The organism is Ancylobacter sp., assembly GCF_965279025.1.
GTDB lineage: Bacteria > Pseudomonadota > Alphaproteobacteria > Rhizobiales > Xanthobacteraceae > Ancylobacter.
This window is the reverse complement of record NZ_OZ257132.1, coordinates 3,267,246-3,283,528: the sequence shown is the minus strand read 5'-3', so window position 1 is coordinate 3,283,528 and position 16,283 is coordinate 3,267,246. Positions and strand designations below refer to the sequence as shown.

Below are 16,283 nucleotides of genomic sequence, written 5' to 3'. Positions count from 1 at the left end.
CCTGTTTCACAACCGTAGGAGAGTGGCGGCCGCGAGGGGGTGCGCGGCCGCCGGCTCGTCAGTGCCGCGTGGATCAGTCCGCGAGCACCAGCTTGGGGGTCTCGAGCTGGTCGGCGGGCAGGTTCCACTTCTTCATCAGCTCGGCCTGGACGCCGGCCTTCTGAAGCTCGGTGAGCGCCGACATGACGGCGTCGCGGAATTCGAGATTGTTGCGCGGCACGGCGATGCCGACCGAATAGGGCAGCGTCACCGCTGTCGCCTTCTCCAGCTTGTCCGGATAGGCCTTCACCGCGCCGTCCACCGTGTTGACGTCGTTGATATAGGTGTCGGCGCGCCCGGCGAGAATCGCCTGGATGCAGTTGGCGTTGTTGTCGAACAGCAGGATTTCCGGCGCCGGCTTGCCGGCGGCCTTGCAGTCGGCTTCCAGCGCCTGGATCAGCGGCACCTCGACATAGCCGGTATTCTCGGCCGCCACCGCCCCGCACAGCGAGGTGTCGATGCCGGTGATCTTCTTCGGGTTGTCCTTGGCGACGAGAACGCCGTCATACACCTTCAGATAGGTGATGAAGTCGGCCGCCTTGGCGCGGTCCTTGGTGGCGTAGATGTCGGAGATGACGATGTCCGCCTGCCCGGCCTGCAAGGTGGTGAGCAGGGAAGCGAAGGTCACCGCCTTGTAGCTGAGGGTGAAGCCGAGGCAGTCGCCGATAGCCTCGCCGAGATCGATGTCGAAGCCGATATATTTGGTCGGGTCGCTGGGATCGATGGTCTCGTAACCCGGCGTGTGCGGGTTGATGGCGTTGACCAGCGCCTTGCCCTTCAGGCCGGGATACTTGGCCTGCAGCGCGGCGCAGGCTGCCGGCGTCGCGGCTTCGGCCTTCTGCGTCAGGCCGGCGGTGAGCCCGCCAGCGGCGACCAGCCCCAGCGCGCCGAGCAGCGCCGAGCGAAGATGCGAAACGACAGACAGGCGAGACCTGCCGGAACGGATGTCGAGAGCGTGTGCCACTGAACCTTCTCCTCTGCTAGCTTGCCCTTGACGGGCGGCCAGACGGATACCGAGGCCGAAAGTGTGACGCAGGACGTGTCGAGGAGACTTGTCTGGGAGCGCACCGATTGTTGGATGGGCAGATATCAAGGCGCAGGCACGACCGCCCAATTAGTGGGCATTCACGCCGTGGAAGCTCCGCCCGCTACTTCTCGATGATTTCGCGGATGCGGTTCGCGAGGACTTCCATGGCGAAGGGCTTGGTGATCATCGCCATGCCGGGCTCGAGGAAGCCGGAGGCCAGCGCCGCATTCTCGGCGTAGCCGGTCATGAACAGCACCTTGAGCCCGGGCCGCGAGACCCGGCCGCCATCCGCGACCTGCCGGCCATTGAGGCCCGGCAGACCGACATCGGTGATGAGCAGGTCGATGCGGCGCGAGGACTGGAGAATCTCCAGCCCCTTCGGCCCATCCCCGGCCTCGATGGCGTGGTAGCCGAGATCGCCGAGCACCTCGACGATGAGCCCGCGCACCACCGGCTCATCCTCCACCACCAGCACGACCTCGCCGGCCTCGGAGCCGGGCGCCTCGCCCAGACCGACAATCGTCTCGTCCTGGTCCTCCTGCCCGCGAAAGCGCGGCAGATAGAGCTTGATGGTCGTCCCCTGCCCGACCTCGGAATAGATGCGGGCATAGCCCTCCGATTGCCGCGTGAAGCCGTAGACCATGGAAAGGCCGAGCCCCGTGCCCTGCCCGATGGGCTTGGTGGTGAAGAATGGCTCGAAGGCCCGCGCGATGGTTTCCTTGCTCATGCCGGTGCCGGTATCGGTGACGCAGATACACACATACTGGCCGGGCTTCACCTCGCGCTGGCGGGCGGCGAAGTGGCTGTCGAGATGCGCGTTGCAGGTCTCGATCGTCAGCTTGCCGCCCCCCGGCATGGCATCGCGCGCATTGATCGCGAGGTTGAGGATCGCGCTTTCCAGCTGATTGGGATCGCAGCGCGTGAGCCAAAGGCCGCCGGCGAGGACCAGTTCCAGCTCGATCCGCTCGCCGAGAGTACGCCGCAGCATGTCCTCAAGCGAGGAGATGAGCGGGTTGGCGCGCACCGGTCGCGGATCGAGCGGCTGGCGGCGCGAAAAGGCGAGCAGGCGGTGGGTGAGCGCGGCCGCGCGGTCGGCGCAGGTCTTCGCCCCGCCTACCCAGCGCGACAGGTCGTCGGTCCGGCCCTGCGCGATGCGGTTGCCGAGAATATCCAGGCTTCCGGTGATGCCCTGCAGCAGATTGTTGAAATCATGCGCGATGCCGCCGGTGAGCTGGCCGACCGCCTCCATCTTCTGGCTCTGGCGCAGCGCTTCCTCGACAACGCGCTGTTCCGTCACGTCGCGTCCCACGGCGTGGATGCGGCCATTGTCGGAAACCGCGCTCCAGGCGAGCAGCCGAAACTCGCCCGCCTTGGTGCGGTAGCGGTTCTCAAAGGCAGAGGTGGTGCCACCGGCCGAGGAGGCCGCCAGCGCCTGCGCATTGGCTTCGACATCCTCCGGGTGCAGAAAATCGGAAACCTTCCGGCCCACCATCTCCGCTTCTTCCCAGCCCAGAAGCGTCTCGGCCGACGGGTTGACGGCGGTGATAACGCCCTCGAAATCGCAAACCAGCATGAGGTCGCGGCTGATCCGCCACAGCCGGTCGCGATCCTGGGCGTAGGCCTCCTCGGCGCGCTTCTGCGCCTCGATGTCGGTATTGGTGCCGATCCACGCGGTGATCGCACCGCGCGTGTCGATCAGCGGCACGGCCCGCGACAGATGCCAGCGGTACGAACCGTCGACGCCGCGCAGCCGAAGTTCTGCCTCGTAGGTCTCGCCGGAGGCGAGCGACTGCGACCAGCGCGCACGCGCGGCGGCAAGATCGTCCGGGTGAACGAGGCGGGTCCAGCCATCCGTGTCGAGGCTGCCACGCTCTGCGCCGGAATAGGCGTAGATCTTGTCGTTGAACCAATCCAGCCCGCCATCGGCGCGTGCGGTCCACACCTGGTTGGGCATGTTCTGCGCCAGCGCACTGAACTGCGCCTCGCTCTTTTCCAGCGCGAGCTGGATCCTGCGCCGCTCGGTGACGTCCAGCACCGCACCCACCAGGCGCACCGGCCGGCCGGCCTCGTCACGATCGAAACCCGCCTTGCGGGCAAGGATCCGCTCCTCCCCCGTGTCATGGCGGCGGATGCGGTACTCCACGTCCAGCAGCGCAACCCCGGCGGCGCGGCTTGCCGCGTTTGAGACGAGGGCGGCATCCTCCGGCACCACCAGACGCTCGATCGTCGCCGCGGCGATTTCCTCTGCCGGCGGAATGCCGAACAGCCGGCAGAATTCGGCAGTGGCACTGATGAGGTTGCTGCCAAGGTCGATGGAAAAAAGCCCGACGCCGCCCGCCGCCTGCGCACGGCGCAGCCTCTCCTCGCTCTGGCGCAGCGCTTCCTGCGCCTCATACTCGGCGGTCCTGTCGCGTATCAGCTTGACGAAGCCAATCGGCGCGCCCCACTCGTCGCGCAGGGGCATCATCTCGCTGAGACCCCAGAAACGCTCGCCCGAACTCCTCAAATGCCAGCGCGCATCATGGGCACGCCCGGATTCGAGCGCTTCGTGACGCTTGGCGGCCGGCCGCCCCGCTTCCAGATCCTCGGCGGTGAAGAATGTTTCCATCGGCCGGCCGAGCATCTCGGCCTCAGTCCAGCCCAGCATCTCCGCCGCACCCCGGTTCCACAGGGTGACGTGGCCGTTGAGGTCGGTAGCCACGATGCCGTAGTCAACGGCACTGTCGAGGATCTGCCGGTGATGGGCCTCGCGCTCGCGCAGCACGCCTTCGGCGCCGGCCCGCTGGATGTGCGCCCAGGAGCGTTCGGTAACCTCCCGCAGGACGCTTAGCTCATAGTCGGACCAGACATGCGGCGCCTTGTGATGAACCGCCATCAGGGCCGTAAGCCGCCCCTGCTTGACCAGAGGCATGCAGATGGTCGCGGCAACACCAATGGCCTCGAAGGCGCGGGCTACGTCGGGCTCGAGCTCGGCGGGGATGTCGTGGAGCACCAGGGGGCTGCCGGCGCCGAGTTCCGCAACCGCAACCGCACCGAAATCACGGAGGCTGTAGTGCCCGACAATGGAGGGAGACCCTTCCGCGTGCCAATTCCCGCGAATGTTGAAGCCGTCCCCGTCCTCGTCCATGTCGGCATAGGCGCAGATGGACACGCCAAGATGCTGCGCGGTCATGCGCGTGGTGATGTCGAGGATTTCGGCCGCGTCGCGGCATTCGGAAACGGCGCGGCCGAGATCGTCGAGAAAGCGCAGCCTCGTCTCGCTTTCCTCCAGCGCAACCCGCGTGCGGTGCGCTTCTGTCACCTCCACGACGACGGCGATGACGCCAGCCGGCTGGCCATCGTCGCCGGGAACCGGGGAATAATCGAGGTTCAGCCACACCTGCTCGGGATGACCGTCGCGGTGCAAGGTGAGGGGGAAGTCCCGGTAGCTGAGCGTGCGGCCCGCCAGCCCCACGCGCATGACGTTGTCGTTGAACTCCCGGACCTCCGGCCACCCCTCCCGCACATTGGAACCCAGCAGCCGGCTGTCGCGGCCTCCGGCGAAAACGGAATAGGCGTCATTATAAATCATGACGCCGTGCTCGCCCCACAGCAGAACGAGGGGTACGGGACTTGCGAGCAACAGGCTGACGGTATTGCGCAGGCTGGAGGGCCATTCGTCTATCGCGCCGATGGGTGTGGCGCTCCAGTCGAACTCGGCAATGCGGCGCGCGAGCGCGCCATCAACGGCGAAATAGCCGCGGCGGATTTTACCAAGGCTATCGTCCGCCTGCACGTCAGTACCCATGGCTCAGGCTTAGACCCCAAGAGAGTTCGCGGACGTACGTCCAGCGTTCCAGAACGCGCCATCGCGCGAGCGGTTCCACACGCCAACGTCCTTTTGATGCCGGTTGCGCGGCGATGTCAAAGCCGCGCAGCCCTATCCTTATAAGACAGTCACGCGCCGTCTCCGCGCGGGCACGCAGGGACCTCGGAAAAGCGGCACAATCGGGGGGCTCGGTTCGGCGAATCTGCTAGGCTGCGCTGGCTCTCGCAGAGCAAGTGCGACGCGCCATCACAGAGAACGACTCGGCATGACTCTCAAGGCAATGGTCGTTTTTGGCGGCGCCGGCTTCATCGGATCGCACCTGTTGCGGAGCCTTGCTGAGCACGGCACCCATCGGCTGATCAGCGTCGATATACGGGAACCGCGAATGCGCGTGCCCGGCGTCGATTATCGCCTGCACGATGTGAGAGACCTGTCAAGGTTGCGCGTCGATGCGCCGATCGACCGCATCTACAATCTCGCCGCCGTTCACACGACGCCGGGCCATCCCACCCATGAATATTACGAGACCAATATCCGCGGCGCCACCGAAGTAACCGCGTTCGCGCGCCGGTGCGCGGCCGGGTTCATCGTCTTCACGAGTTCGATCTCGGTTTATGGGCCGAGCGAAGAGCCAAAGTCCGAAGCAACGCCCCCGGCTCCGACCTCGGCCTATGGCTGGTCGAAATGGCTGGCGGAGGGAATTCATCGCGCGTGGGTGGAAGAGGATGACAGGCGCCGTCTGGTTATCTGCCGCCCGGCGGTGATCTTCGGCCACAAGGAAGGCGGCAATTTCACCCGGCTGGCGCATCTGCTCAAGAAGGGCGTCTTCATCTATCCCGGCCGCAAGGATACGATCAAATCCTGCTTCTATGTCGGGGACCTGTTGCAGGCGATCGAGTTCGCGACACTTCAGAATGACAAATACATTCTTTTCAACGGCTGCTATCCCGAACGCTACACGCTGGAAGATATCGTCACTATATTTCGGTCCAACCACTTTCCCAAGGCAAGGACCTATGTCATCCCGCGCCAGCTGGTGCTGGGTCTCGCGCAAGTGCTCAAGCCGATGTCGAAAGCCGGCATCGGCATTCATCCCGATCGCGTCATGAAGCTGGTGCGTTCCACCGATGTCCTGCCCGGCTGGCTGGAATCGCGCGGGCAGGCACAGCCGCATCGTCTCGCTTCGGCGCTCGATCGCTGGAAAAGCGATTCATCGGGCAGCTTCGACTGAGACCCCGCCACCGCTTCGCGGCCGGGCGACTGACGGATCGCCCTCATCTCGTCCGCACGATCGAGCCCGCATCGGCATAGAGACCTTGTCGACCTTGCCGAAATCGGCGGCGGGCACCGGTAAGACGTCATCGAGCACGTCGACGAGAGCCCGCCGCTGGACGGACATCTGCCGCCGTCCGGGATCAGCCGGACGATCTGCGGCGGCACGCTATTTTATTTCAACGAGTTAGAATGCCCCGCAGCGCAGCTTCGGATACCGCCGGAGGGACAAAAATCATTCCCACTCGATCGTGCCCGGCGGCTTGCTTGTCACGTCGTAGACGACGCGGTTGACGCCTTTTACCTCGTTGACGATGCGGGTGGCCACGCGGCCGAGGAAGGCCATGTCGAAGGGGTAGAAGTCCGCCGTCATGCCGTCCACCGAGGTCACGGCGCGCAGGCCGACCACGTAGTCATAGGTGCGGTAGTCGCCCATCACGCCCACGGTCTTCACCGGCAGGATCACCGCGAAGGCCTGCCAGATGTCGTCATAGAGGCCGTGACGGCGGATCTCTTCGAGGTAGACCTCGTCGGCGAGGCGCAGGATGTCGAGCTTCTCGCGGGTGATCTCGCCCGGGCAGCGAATGGCGAGGCCCGGCCCCGGGAAGGGGTGGCGGCCGACGAAGACCTCCGGCAGGCCGAGTTCGCGGCCCAGCACGCGCACCTCGTCCTTGAACAGTTCGCGCAGCGGCTCGACGAGCTTCATGTTCATGCGTTCGGGCAGGCCGCCGACATTGTGGTGGCTCTTGATGGTCACCGAGGGGCCGCCGGTGAAGCTCACGCTCTCGATCACGTCGGGATAGAGCGTGCCCTGCGCCAAAAATCCGGCGCCGCCGACCTTCTTGGCCTCCGCCTCGAACACGTCGATGAACAGCTTGCCGATGGTCTTGCGCTTCACCTCGGGGTCGGTGACGCCTTCCAGCGCGCCGAGGAACATCTCGGCCGCGTCCACGTGCACCAGCGGGATGTTGTAGGCGTCGCGGAACAGCGTCACCACCTTCTCCGCCTCGCCGAGGCGCAGCAGGCCGTGGTCGACGAACACGCAGGTCAGCTGGTCGCCGATCGCTTCATGGATCAGCACCGCCGCCACCGAGGAATCGACGCCGCCCGAGAGCCCGCAGATCACCCGGCCATCGCCCACCTGGTCGCGGATGCGGCGGATGGATTCCTCGCGATAGGCCTTCATGCCCCAATCGCCGCGCGCCCCGGCGATCTTGCGCACGAAATTGCGGATCAGCGCCGCGCCGTGCGGGGTGTGCACCACTTCGGGGTGGAACATGGTGGTGTAGATGCGACGCTCTTCGTTCACCGCGACCGCGCAGGGCGCATTCTCGGAGGTGGCCACCACCTCGAAGCCGTCCGGCAGGCGGGTCACGCGGTCGCCATGGCTCATCCAGACGGGGTAGCGCTCACCCACCTCCCACACGCCCTCATAGAGCGCGCTCGGCTTGTTCACCGTCACCTCGGCGCGGCCGAATTCGGCGGCGTGGCCGCCCTCCACCTCGCCGCCGAGCTGCAGCGCGGTGGTCTGCTGGCCGTAGCAGATGGCGAAGATCGGCACGCCAAGCTCGAACGCCTCCTGCGGCGCGCGCGGGCTGCCCTCGTCCGTCACCGAGGCCGGGCCGCCGGACAGGATGATGCCGACCGGGTTGAGCCGCCGCACCGCCTCGGCCGCGCTCTGGAACGGCACGATCTCCGAATAGACCCCCTCCTCGCGCACGCGCCGGGCGATGAGCTGCGTGACCTGCGAGCCGAAGTCGATGATGAGGATGGTGTCGTGCTCGGCGGGGGAGGCGGTCGGTTCGATCTGGGTCATGGCGGGCTCTGTCTGGTGGCTCTCGGCGGCTTTGCGGCCTTGGTTCAGTTCAATATCCGGCTCAGTCGCCGCGCACCATGAGGCTGACGAAGAAGCCGTCAGTGCCGGTGCGGCGCGGGGTCAGCAGCAGCCCTTCCGGGCGCTCCAGCGCTGCGGCGCGCAGCGTCATGCCGCGCTCGCCCAGCGCCAGCACCATCTCGGCCGGCGGTACGAGGCGGAAGGCGGGGTGGCGATCGACGAAGGCGCGCACCTGGTCGACATTCTCCTCGTCGAGCAGCGAGCAGGTGACATAGGCAAGGCGCCCGCCCGGCTTCACATAGCGTGCGGCGGCGTCGAGGATCGAGGCCTGCTCCTTCACCCGCTCGGCGAGCGCGCCGGGGCGCATGCGCCATTTGGCGTCGGGGTTGCGGCGCCAGGTGCCGGTGCCGGTGCAGGGAGCATCGACCAGCACGAGGTCCATGCGGTCTTCGAGGTCTTCCAGCACGTCCGTCTTGCCGCGCGGCGAGCGCACCTGCACATTGTGGGCGCCCGCGCGCTGCACCCGCTCATGGATAGGCGCGAGGCGGCGCAAATCGTCGTCATAGGCATAGAGCTGCCCGGCGCCATCCATCAGCGCGGCGAGTTCCAGCGTCTTGCCGCCGCCGCCGGCGCACAGGTCCAGCACCTGCCCGCCGCGTGGCGGGGCGGCGAGGATGGCGGCGATCTGCGAGCCCTCGTCCTGGATTTCGACCAGCCCCTTGAGATAGGCCGGCTCGGAGGTGAGCGGGGGCGCCTTGCCCTCAGCCTCCAGCGCAATGCGCAGGGCGAGCGGCGACCAGCCGCCGGCTTCGGGCGAGAGGTGGGAAATCAGCTCGCGCGCCTTCTCGATATCGCCCTTCAGCGAGTTGACCCGTAGGTCCAGAGGCGCCCGCTCGGCCAGCGCGGCGCCCTCCTCCGCACGGGCCTCGCCGAAGACGGCGGCCAGCGAGGCGTCCAGCCACTCGGGATAGTCCCCCCGCACATGGGCGGGCGCGTCTTCAAGAGAGCCGCCGGCAAGCCGCGCCTGTTCATCGGCGCTGAGCGCCGCCGGGGCGAAACGGGAGCCGTCGCACAATGCGGAGATGGCCTCGGCATCGTGTCCGCGCGCCACCTTCAGCATGCCCAGCAGCAGAGCGCGCGGAGTCTCCTCGCCCATCACCCAGGCGGCGGAGGCGCGGCGGCGCAGGGTGTCATAGACCAGTGAGGCCAGTGAGGACCGGTCGCCCGAACCGGCGAAGCGGTGGCTGCGGCCCCATTCTTTCAGCACGTCCGCGGCCGGTCGGCGTTCGGCAAGGAGGGTGCCGATCACCTCGATAGCGGCGGAGAGCCTGGCAGCCGGCGTCATTTGAACTCCGATATGAAATGCGTCACGGCAGCGCCGGCGCGAGCAGGATCGCCATCGCGAAGAGAACCCACATCACCAGGAGCACGATGGCGCCGACGGCATAGGCCGGGAAGCGCCAGCGCACATCGTTGGTGGTGACGTGGACGAGGGCGTGGACGACGCGGCTGATCACGAACAGCCACGCCAGAACGAGGAAGAGGAAGCTCGCCTGACGCGTCACCAGCGCCAGGATGACCAGCACGTAGAACAGCACCGGCAGTTCGAACTGGTTGCGGAAGCAGTTGCCGGCCTGCCGCACGCTCACCGGCCACGCGCGGTCGTCGATGATCGCGTCGTCGCGGACGATGCCGCCCTGCCGCAGCGCGTGCCGCCGCACATAGCCGAGTCGGAACAGCACGGCGAAAGTGAGGGCGACCTGCACGAAGACCGGAAGCAGCGTAGCGGTAACGTACATGGGTCAGCCCTCCTCATCGGCTCTGCGCGGGCGGTTGGCCGGGCAGTCTCAGACGGCGCCCGGATAGTTCGGGCTCTCGCGGGTGATCGTCACGTCGTGAACGTGGCTTTCACGCAGGGAGGCACCGGAGATGCGCACGAACTGCGCCTTCTCGCGGAAATCCTGCAGGGTGGCGCCGCCGACATAGCCCATGGCGGCGCGCAGGCCGCCGGAGAGCTGGTGCAGCACGCCGCCGACCGGGCCCTTATACGCCACCTGCCCCTCAATGCCTTCCGGCACCAGCTTCAGCGTGTCCTTCACCTCGGCCTGGAAGTAGCGGTCGGCCGAGCCGCGCGCCATGGCGCCCACCGAGCCCATGCCGCGATACGACTTATAGGAGCGGCCCTGATAGAGGTAGACCTCGCCCGGGCTCTCATCCGTGCCCGCCAGCAGCGAGCCGATCATGGCGCAATCGGCCCCCGCCGCCAGCGCCTTGGCAAGGTCGCCGGAGAACTTGATGCCGCCATCGGCGATGACCGGCACGTCGCTCTTCCGCGCCGCTTCCACGGCATCGAGAATGGCGGTGAGCTGCGGCACGCCGACGCCGGCGACGATGCGGGTGGTGCAGATCGAGCCCGGGCCGATGCCGACCTTGATCGCGTCCGCACCGGCGTCGATCAGCGCCTGCGTGCCCTCGGCGGTGGCAACATTGCCGGCGAGGATCTGCACGCTGTTGGACAGCGTCTTGATGCGGCTGACCTGGTCGAGAACCTTGCGCGAATGGCCGTGCGCAGTGTCGACCACCAGCAGGTCGACGCCCGCCTCGATCAGCAGCTCGGCGCGGCGGAAACCGTCGTCGCCCACCGAGGTCGCGGCGGCGACGCGCAGGCGGCCCTGCTCGTCCTTGGCGGCGTTCGGGTTGGTGACAGCCTTCTCCATGTCCTTCACGGTGATGAGGCCGACGCAGCGGCCCTCCTCATCCACCACCAGCAGTTTCTCGATGCGGAACTGGTGCAGCAGCCGCTTGGCCTCGGCCTGATCGACGCCCTCGCGGACGGTGATCAGCTTTTCCTTGGTCATCAGTTCGGAAATCGGCTGGGCCGGGTTGGTGGCAAAGCGCACGTCGCGATTGGTGAGGATGCCGGCCAGCTTGCCGGCGCGCCCATTGGGGCCGCGCTCGACCACCGGAATGCCGGAAATGCCGTGATTCTTCATCAGCGCCAGCGCATCGGCCAGCGGCTGGTCGGGATGGATGGTGACCGGGTTCACCACCATGCCGCTCTCGAATTTCTTGACGAGGCGCACATGCTCGGCCTGCACCTCGGGATCGAGGTTGCGGTGAATGACGCCGAGGCCGCCGGCCTGCGCCATGGCGATGGCGAGGCGCCATTCCGTCACGGTGTCCATGGCCGAGGAGATGATCGGGATGTTCAGCGAGATGGTGCGCGTCACCCGCGAGCGGATATCGACTTCGCCCGGCATGACATCGGACAGGCCGGGCTTCAGCAGCACGTCGTCGAAGGTGAGCGCTTCCCGCGCGAGGCCGTCATAGACCGACATCGCCAACTCCCGATTAGGGGCAAGGGGGAGCACGCGCTCGACCCGCCCGATGGATGGATGAACGAAGCGAGCCGGGCCTGAATGAGGTTGCCCGCTCCCTTCGAGTTGGCGAGGGCTCATACCATGGCCTTGCACGCTTTCCTAGGCGTCTATCTCTGTGCTGCACGCAATGCCGACCTGCACGGCATGGCCCCTGCGTAACCCGCGTGCGATGACAGATTTGTGCGTGCGAACGTGATCGCCGGAAGCGCCTGCCGGCGTTATAGCCGGAAAACACCACGACGCTGCTTCCTCGTCCCCCACCCCCGACCCGGATGGGCCTGTGCGCTCCGAACGTCTCGTCCCGCTCATCGTCGCCTGCGCCTTGTTCATGGAGCAGCTCGATTCGACCGTGATCGCCACCTCGCTGCCGGCCATCGCCGCCGACCTGCACGAGGACCCGATCGCGCTCAAGCTGGCGCTGACGTCCTATCTCTTGAGCCTCGCCGTGTTCATTCCGGCCAGCGGCTGGTTCGCCGACCGCTTCGGCTCGCGCACCGTGTTCCGCGCCGCCATCGTCATCTTCACCGCGGGCTCGCTGCTGTGCGGCCTCGCCCAGGCGCTGCCGGACTTTGTCGCCTACCGCATCCTGCAGGGCATGGGCGGGGCGATGATGGTGCCGGTGGGGCGCCTCGTCATCCTGCGCACCGTGCCGAAGGAAGACCTCGTCTCGGCGCTCGCCTGGCTCACCATTCCCGCGCTGCTGGGGCCGGTGCTGGGGCCGCCGCTCGGCGGCTTCATCACCACCTATTTCGACTGGCGCTACATCTTCTTCCTCAACCTCCCCATCGGCGTGCTCGGCGTGGTGCTGGCCAGCCGTTTCATTCCCGATATTCGCGAGCCGAACGTGCCGCCCTTCGACATGCGCGGCATGGTGCTGTCCGGGCTCGGGCTGGCGGGGCTGGTCTTCGGCTTCGCGCTGCTCGGGCAGCATGCGGTAAGCCCGCTGATCGCGCTCGCCATCATCATCGTCGGCGCCGTGGCCATGACCTTCTATGTCCGCCACGCGCGGCGCACGGTGAAGCCGATCCTCGATCTCGCGCTGCTGAAGATCCCCACCTTCTTCGCCGGCGTGGTGGGCGCCTCGCTGTTCCGCATCGGCATCGGCGCCCTGCCCTTCCTGCTGCCGTTGATGCTGCAGCTCGGCTTCGGCATGAGCCCGTTCGCGTCCGGTATGATCACCTTCGCCTCGGCGGCCGGCGCCATGACGATGAAGTTCACCGCCGCGCCCATCATCCGCGCCTTCGGCTTTCGCCGCGTGCTGGTGGTGAACTGCGTCATCGCGTCGGCCTTCATCGCCGTCGCGGCGCTGTTCCGGCCGGACATGCCCTACGTGCTGCTGATCGGCGCGCTGCTGCTCGGCGGCTTCTTCCGCTCGCTGCAGTTCACCAGCACCAACGCGCTGTCCTATGCCGATGTCTCCAGCGAGCAGATGAGCCGGGCGACGAGCTTCGCCAGCGTGGCGCAGCAAGTGGCTATTTCCACCGGCGTGGCAGTCGCGGCGCTGGTGCTGGACGCCATGCGCGGCTGGGGGGGCACCGGCACCATCGCGCTGGAGGATTTCAGCGTCGCCTTTCTCGTCGTGGCGATGATCGCGGTGTGCTCGGTGTTCTTCTTCCTGCGGCTGCCGGCCGATGCCGGTGCCGAGCTCTCGCGCCACCGGGTGAAGCCGGCCGTGCCGGCCGAGACGCCCGGCGAGATGGGCAGCGCCGCCTAGTCGACCGGCTCTGCCTGGCGGCCGCGAAAGCCCGTGGCCACCACATAGAGCTCGGAGGAATCGGCCCGGCTCGCCTGCGGCTTGATATGGCGCACCGTGCTGAAATCGCGCTTCAGCTCGGCCAGCAGCGAGTTCTCCGTGCCGCCCTGGAACACCTTGGCGATGAACACGCCGCCCGGCGCCAGCACCTGGCGGGCGAAATCGATGGCGAGTTCCACCAGCCCGACAATGCGCAGATGGTCGGTGGCGCGGTGTCCGGTGGTATTGGCCGCCATGTCGGACATGACGAGATCGGCCTCGCCGCCGAGCATCTGCTTCAGTTGCTCAGGTGCCTCGTCGGTCAGGAAGTCCATCTGGGCAAAGTCGACCCCGCTGATCGGGTCTATCTCCAGAAGGTCGATGGCAATGATCTTGCCGCGCCCTTCCTCCACCTTCACCTTCTTCGCCGCCACCTGGCTCCAGCCGCCCGGCGCGGCGCCGAGGTCGACCACCCGCAGGCCGGGCTTGAGGATGTTCAGCCGCTCGTCGATCTCGATCAGCTTGAACGCCGCGCGCGAACGCCAGCCCTCGCGCTTGGCGCGCGCGACATAGGGATCGTTGAGCTGGCGCTGCAGCCATTTCTGCGAGGACGAACTGAGCGAGCGGGCCTTCTTCAGCCGAACCTTCAGCGGCCGCGCCTCTCCACCCTTGCCGGGCGTGGGCTTGTCGATCACGTAGGCACTCCGCTCCGATGCCGCCAGACACTGTCTGCGCGCATCAATTCCACCAATATGCCCTCGCGCAGGCCACGGTCGGCCACGCGCAGCCGGTCGCAGGGAAACGCCCGGCGCACCGCCTCAAGAATCGCGCAGCCGGCCAGCACGAGATCGGCGCGCTCCACCCCGATGCACGGATTGGCCGCACGCTCGGCGAAGGGCATGGCAATCAGGCGGTCGACGACCACCCGCACCTGCTCGGCCCCCAGCCAGGTGCCGTCGACCTGCGAACGGTCATAGCGCGGCAGGTCGAGATGCACCCCGGCGATGGTGGTGACGGTGCCCGACGTGCCGAGCAGATGCAGCCGCCCGCAATTATGCGGCCCCACCGCCTTCACGAAGCCGGCGAGATGCGGGCTGAATTCGTCGACCATGGCCTCGAAGTCGTCGCGCGTGACCTTTACGCCGCCATGGCGCTCGGCCACGGTGACGACGCCGAGCGGCACCGACACCCAGGCGCGAATCACCGCCGCCGGCGGGCCGCCGTCGCGCGTCTCCAACCGGTCGAGCCAGACGACCTCGGTCGAGCCGCCGCCAATATCGAACAGCACGGCGCCGTCCGACGTGGAATCCACCAGCGGCGTGCAGCCGGAGGCCGCCAACCGCGCCTCGGTTTCGCGGTCGACGATTTCGAGTTCGAGCCCGGTCTCGCGGGCGACGCGGTCGATGAACTCGGCACCATTGACCGCCGAACGGCAGGCCTCGGTCGCGATCAGCCGCTTGTCGACGATGTTGCGCGCCTCGATCTTGGCGGCACAGACCTTAAGCGCATCGACCGCACGATCCATCGCCGCCTCGCTGAGACGGCCGGAGCAGATCAGCCCTTCGCCGAGCCGCACGATTCGCGAGAACGCATCCACCACCCGGAAGCCGCCGACCGTCGGGCGCGCCACCAGAAGACGGCAATTATTGGTGCCGAGGTCGAGCGCCGCATAGCACGGGTCATTGTTGCGCGGGCGGCCATTTGGCGCCGGGTCGCGCCCCATAGCGCCCGAAGACGCCCCGCCATAGCCGTTTCCACCGCCGGGGCGGTGGCGCGTGCGGGCACGGGACCGCTCGTCGCGGGCCGACTTGTCGGTTACCCGCTCGCCGGCCCACATATGGGTCTCGTCGACCATTTTAATATCCCCGGCCGAAGCCGTCGTCCCGGCCACCCGCCGGGGCAGCTCAGGCTCGCATTGTTCAACATCTCACGTGAAATGTAACATTCGCGAGCGCAGGCGCAATCGACTTCATGGCAGCCCGGCGTGGGAGGCGGGGCTCGACGACCCCGCCGAGCTCGCTTTCCGCCCTCGCAGGCACCCCGCAAGGCGGGGCAGCTGCGCCTTTTCCATGCGCCGGTCGGGAGTCCCCATGCCGACCGGCCGCATCGGGCTGGCCGGATCACTGCTCCCGCTGACGGCCGGAGCCACGATTCCCTTAGGACGAGGGCGCGGTCCGCGCCCTGCCAGGCTGGCCTCGAAACCCTCTCACGGCGGCGGAGGCGCGCCTTCAAGCGCGCTGCGCGCGCCGGGCGTCCAGGCCCGCCGGGCCACGCCGGGATCAGCCCTTCAGCGCCGGCAGCGCCTTGTCGATCCCCACGATCGGCAGGGTGACATTGACCGTCTGGCCGTTGGACAGGACGAAGCTCGCCACCACGTCCTTGGCGGTGGCGAGTTCCTTGCCGAACCCGTCATCGAACGGGCCGATGGCCTCGCAGCCGCCCTTGCCGCAGGAGGCATAGTCGAGCTTGCGGGGTTTGCCCTTGCCGATGATGATCTGCACGCCGTCCTTCAGGCGCACCCCGAGCGGCGTGCGCACCAGATAGGTCGGCACCCCGGCCTTGTCCTGGCCGATCTGCCACAGCATGACGGTCTTCTTGGACTTGCTCTCGGTCACTTTCATCGAGGCGACGCAGGTCTTCTTGGCGCCCTTCTCGATGCTGGAGCGGCATGTCACCACCCAATTGTCGAACACCGTCGTCTCGGTGCGCACCGGCGGCTTGGCGGCGGCGGGCGCCGCCTGGGCGGCCGGGGCGGGCTGCTGCTGCGCCAGCGCGGCCGGCGCGCCCGCGAAAAGGAAAGGCGCCAGCAGCAGGCCGGCCGCCCGTTTGGCGAAATGATGCATGATGTCCTCCGGCGAAGTTCCCGGGCGCTCTTCGATCCATTGCGGCCATCCGCATCCGACGAAGAAGCAGCGGGTTGAGAATCGTGGATCCGTTTGTGCCATTCGGCAAGGCGCATGGCGAGAGGCGCCGGCCAGATATTCAGCCGCATCACGCCTGCCCTGTGTGTGTCACGCAGGGGCGGCGGACGACCTCCACGCTCCGTGTGCGACAGGCGCGTCGGCGATGAGCGGCCTTAACCGATGAATGAACGTGCGGGACGAGTGGCCTCCGCAACGAACAGCGGCTTCGCAAAGCAATGGGCCGGCCTCGCGGCCGGCCCATCTCGATGAGGTGTCAGGTGCTACCGC

At 67.3% G+C, this 16,283-nt stretch carries 11 protein-coding genes; 2 read left to right on the top strand and 9 right to left on the bottom strand.

What is annotated here, in order from left to right:
• Positions 1-73: 73 nt before the first annotated feature.
• Positions 74-1,003, bottom strand: a complete 930-nt coding sequence (locus tag ACQY76_RS15120; protein WP_428029559.1) for an ABC transporter substrate-binding protein — start codon at positions 1,001-1,003, stop codon at positions 74-76.
• Positions 1,004-1,187: 184 nt separating this feature from the next.
• Positions 1,188-4,853: a PAS domain S-box protein gene (locus ACQY76_RS15115; RefSeq protein WP_428029558.1), complete on the bottom strand. Its 3,666-nt coding sequence runs from the start codon at positions 4,851-4,853 to the stop codon at positions 1,188-1,190.
• A gap of 103 nt (positions 4,854-4,956) precedes the next feature.
• Here ACQY76_RS15115 and ACQY76_RS15110 point away from each other — a divergent pair, with 103 nt between their 5' ends.
• Positions 4,957-6,105: an NAD-dependent epimerase/dehydratase family protein gene (locus ACQY76_RS15110; RefSeq protein ID WP_428029557.1), complete on the top strand. Its 1,149-nt coding sequence runs from the start codon at positions 4,957-4,959 to the stop codon at positions 6,103-6,105.
• A gap of 276 nt (positions 6,106-6,381) precedes the next feature.
• Here ACQY76_RS15110 and guaA read toward each other — a convergent pair whose 3' ends face one another.
• The 4 genes from guaA to guaB all read right to left on the bottom strand — a co-directional run bounded on the left by guaA (position 6,382) and on the right by guaB (position 11,318).
• Complete coding sequence (gene guaA, locus ACQY76_RS15105) at positions 6,382-7,962, bottom strand: glutamine-hydrolyzing GMP synthase (protein ID WP_428029556.1); 1,581 nt, start codon at positions 7,960-7,962, stop codon at positions 6,382-6,384.
• Between the two features lie 61 nt (positions 7,963-8,023).
• A complete protein-coding gene (locus tag ACQY76_RS15100) occupies positions 8,024-9,325 on the bottom strand; it encodes an RsmB/NOP family class I SAM-dependent RNA methyltransferase (protein WP_428029555.1) in 1,302 nt (433 codons plus the stop codon).
• A 22-nt stretch (positions 9,326-9,347) separates the two neighbouring features.
• On the bottom strand, positions 9,348-9,779 hold the full coding sequence (locus ACQY76_RS15095; protein WP_428029554.1) for an MAPEG family protein: 432 nt from the start codon (positions 9,777-9,779) through the stop codon (positions 9,348-9,350).
• A 48-nt stretch (positions 9,780-9,827) separates the two neighbouring features.
• Positions 9,828-11,318: an IMP dehydrogenase gene (gene guaB, locus ACQY76_RS15090; RefSeq protein ID WP_428029553.1), complete on the bottom strand. Its 1,491-nt coding sequence runs from the start codon at positions 11,316-11,318 to the stop codon at positions 9,828-9,830.
• 322 nt (positions 11,319-11,640) lie between these two features.
• Between guaB and ACQY76_RS15085 the strand changes: the two genes are divergently transcribed.
• Complete coding sequence (locus ACQY76_RS15085; RefSeq protein WP_428029552.1) at positions 11,641-13,074, top strand: MFS transporter; 1,434 nt, start codon at positions 11,641-11,643, stop codon at positions 13,072-13,074.
• Here ACQY76_RS15085 and ACQY76_RS15080 read toward each other — a convergent pair.
• The 3 genes from ACQY76_RS15080 to ACQY76_RS15070 all read right to left on the bottom strand — a co-directional run bounded on the left by ACQY76_RS15080 (position 13,071) and on the right by ACQY76_RS15070 (position 15,935).
• On the bottom strand, positions 13,071-13,787 hold the full coding sequence (locus tag ACQY76_RS15080; protein WP_428029551.1) for an RlmE family RNA methyltransferase: 717 nt from the start codon (positions 13,785-13,787) through the stop codon (positions 13,071-13,073). The two genes, ACQY76_RS15085 and ACQY76_RS15080, sit on opposite strands and share 4 nt — an antisense overlap.
• Positions 13,784-14,947, bottom strand: coding sequence for a Ppx/GppA phosphatase family protein (locus ACQY76_RS15075; RefSeq protein WP_428029550.1), 1,164 nt, complete (start codon positions 14,945-14,947; stop codon positions 13,784-13,786). The genes ACQY76_RS15080 and ACQY76_RS15075 overlap by 4 nt, the downstream gene beginning before the upstream one ends.
• A gap of 424 nt (positions 14,948-15,371) precedes the next feature.
• Entirely contained in the window at positions 15,372-15,935 is a 564-nt protein-coding gene (locus ACQY76_RS15070) for an invasion associated locus B family protein (protein ID WP_428029549.1), read from the bottom strand.
• Positions 15,936-16,283: the final 348 nt, after the last annotated feature.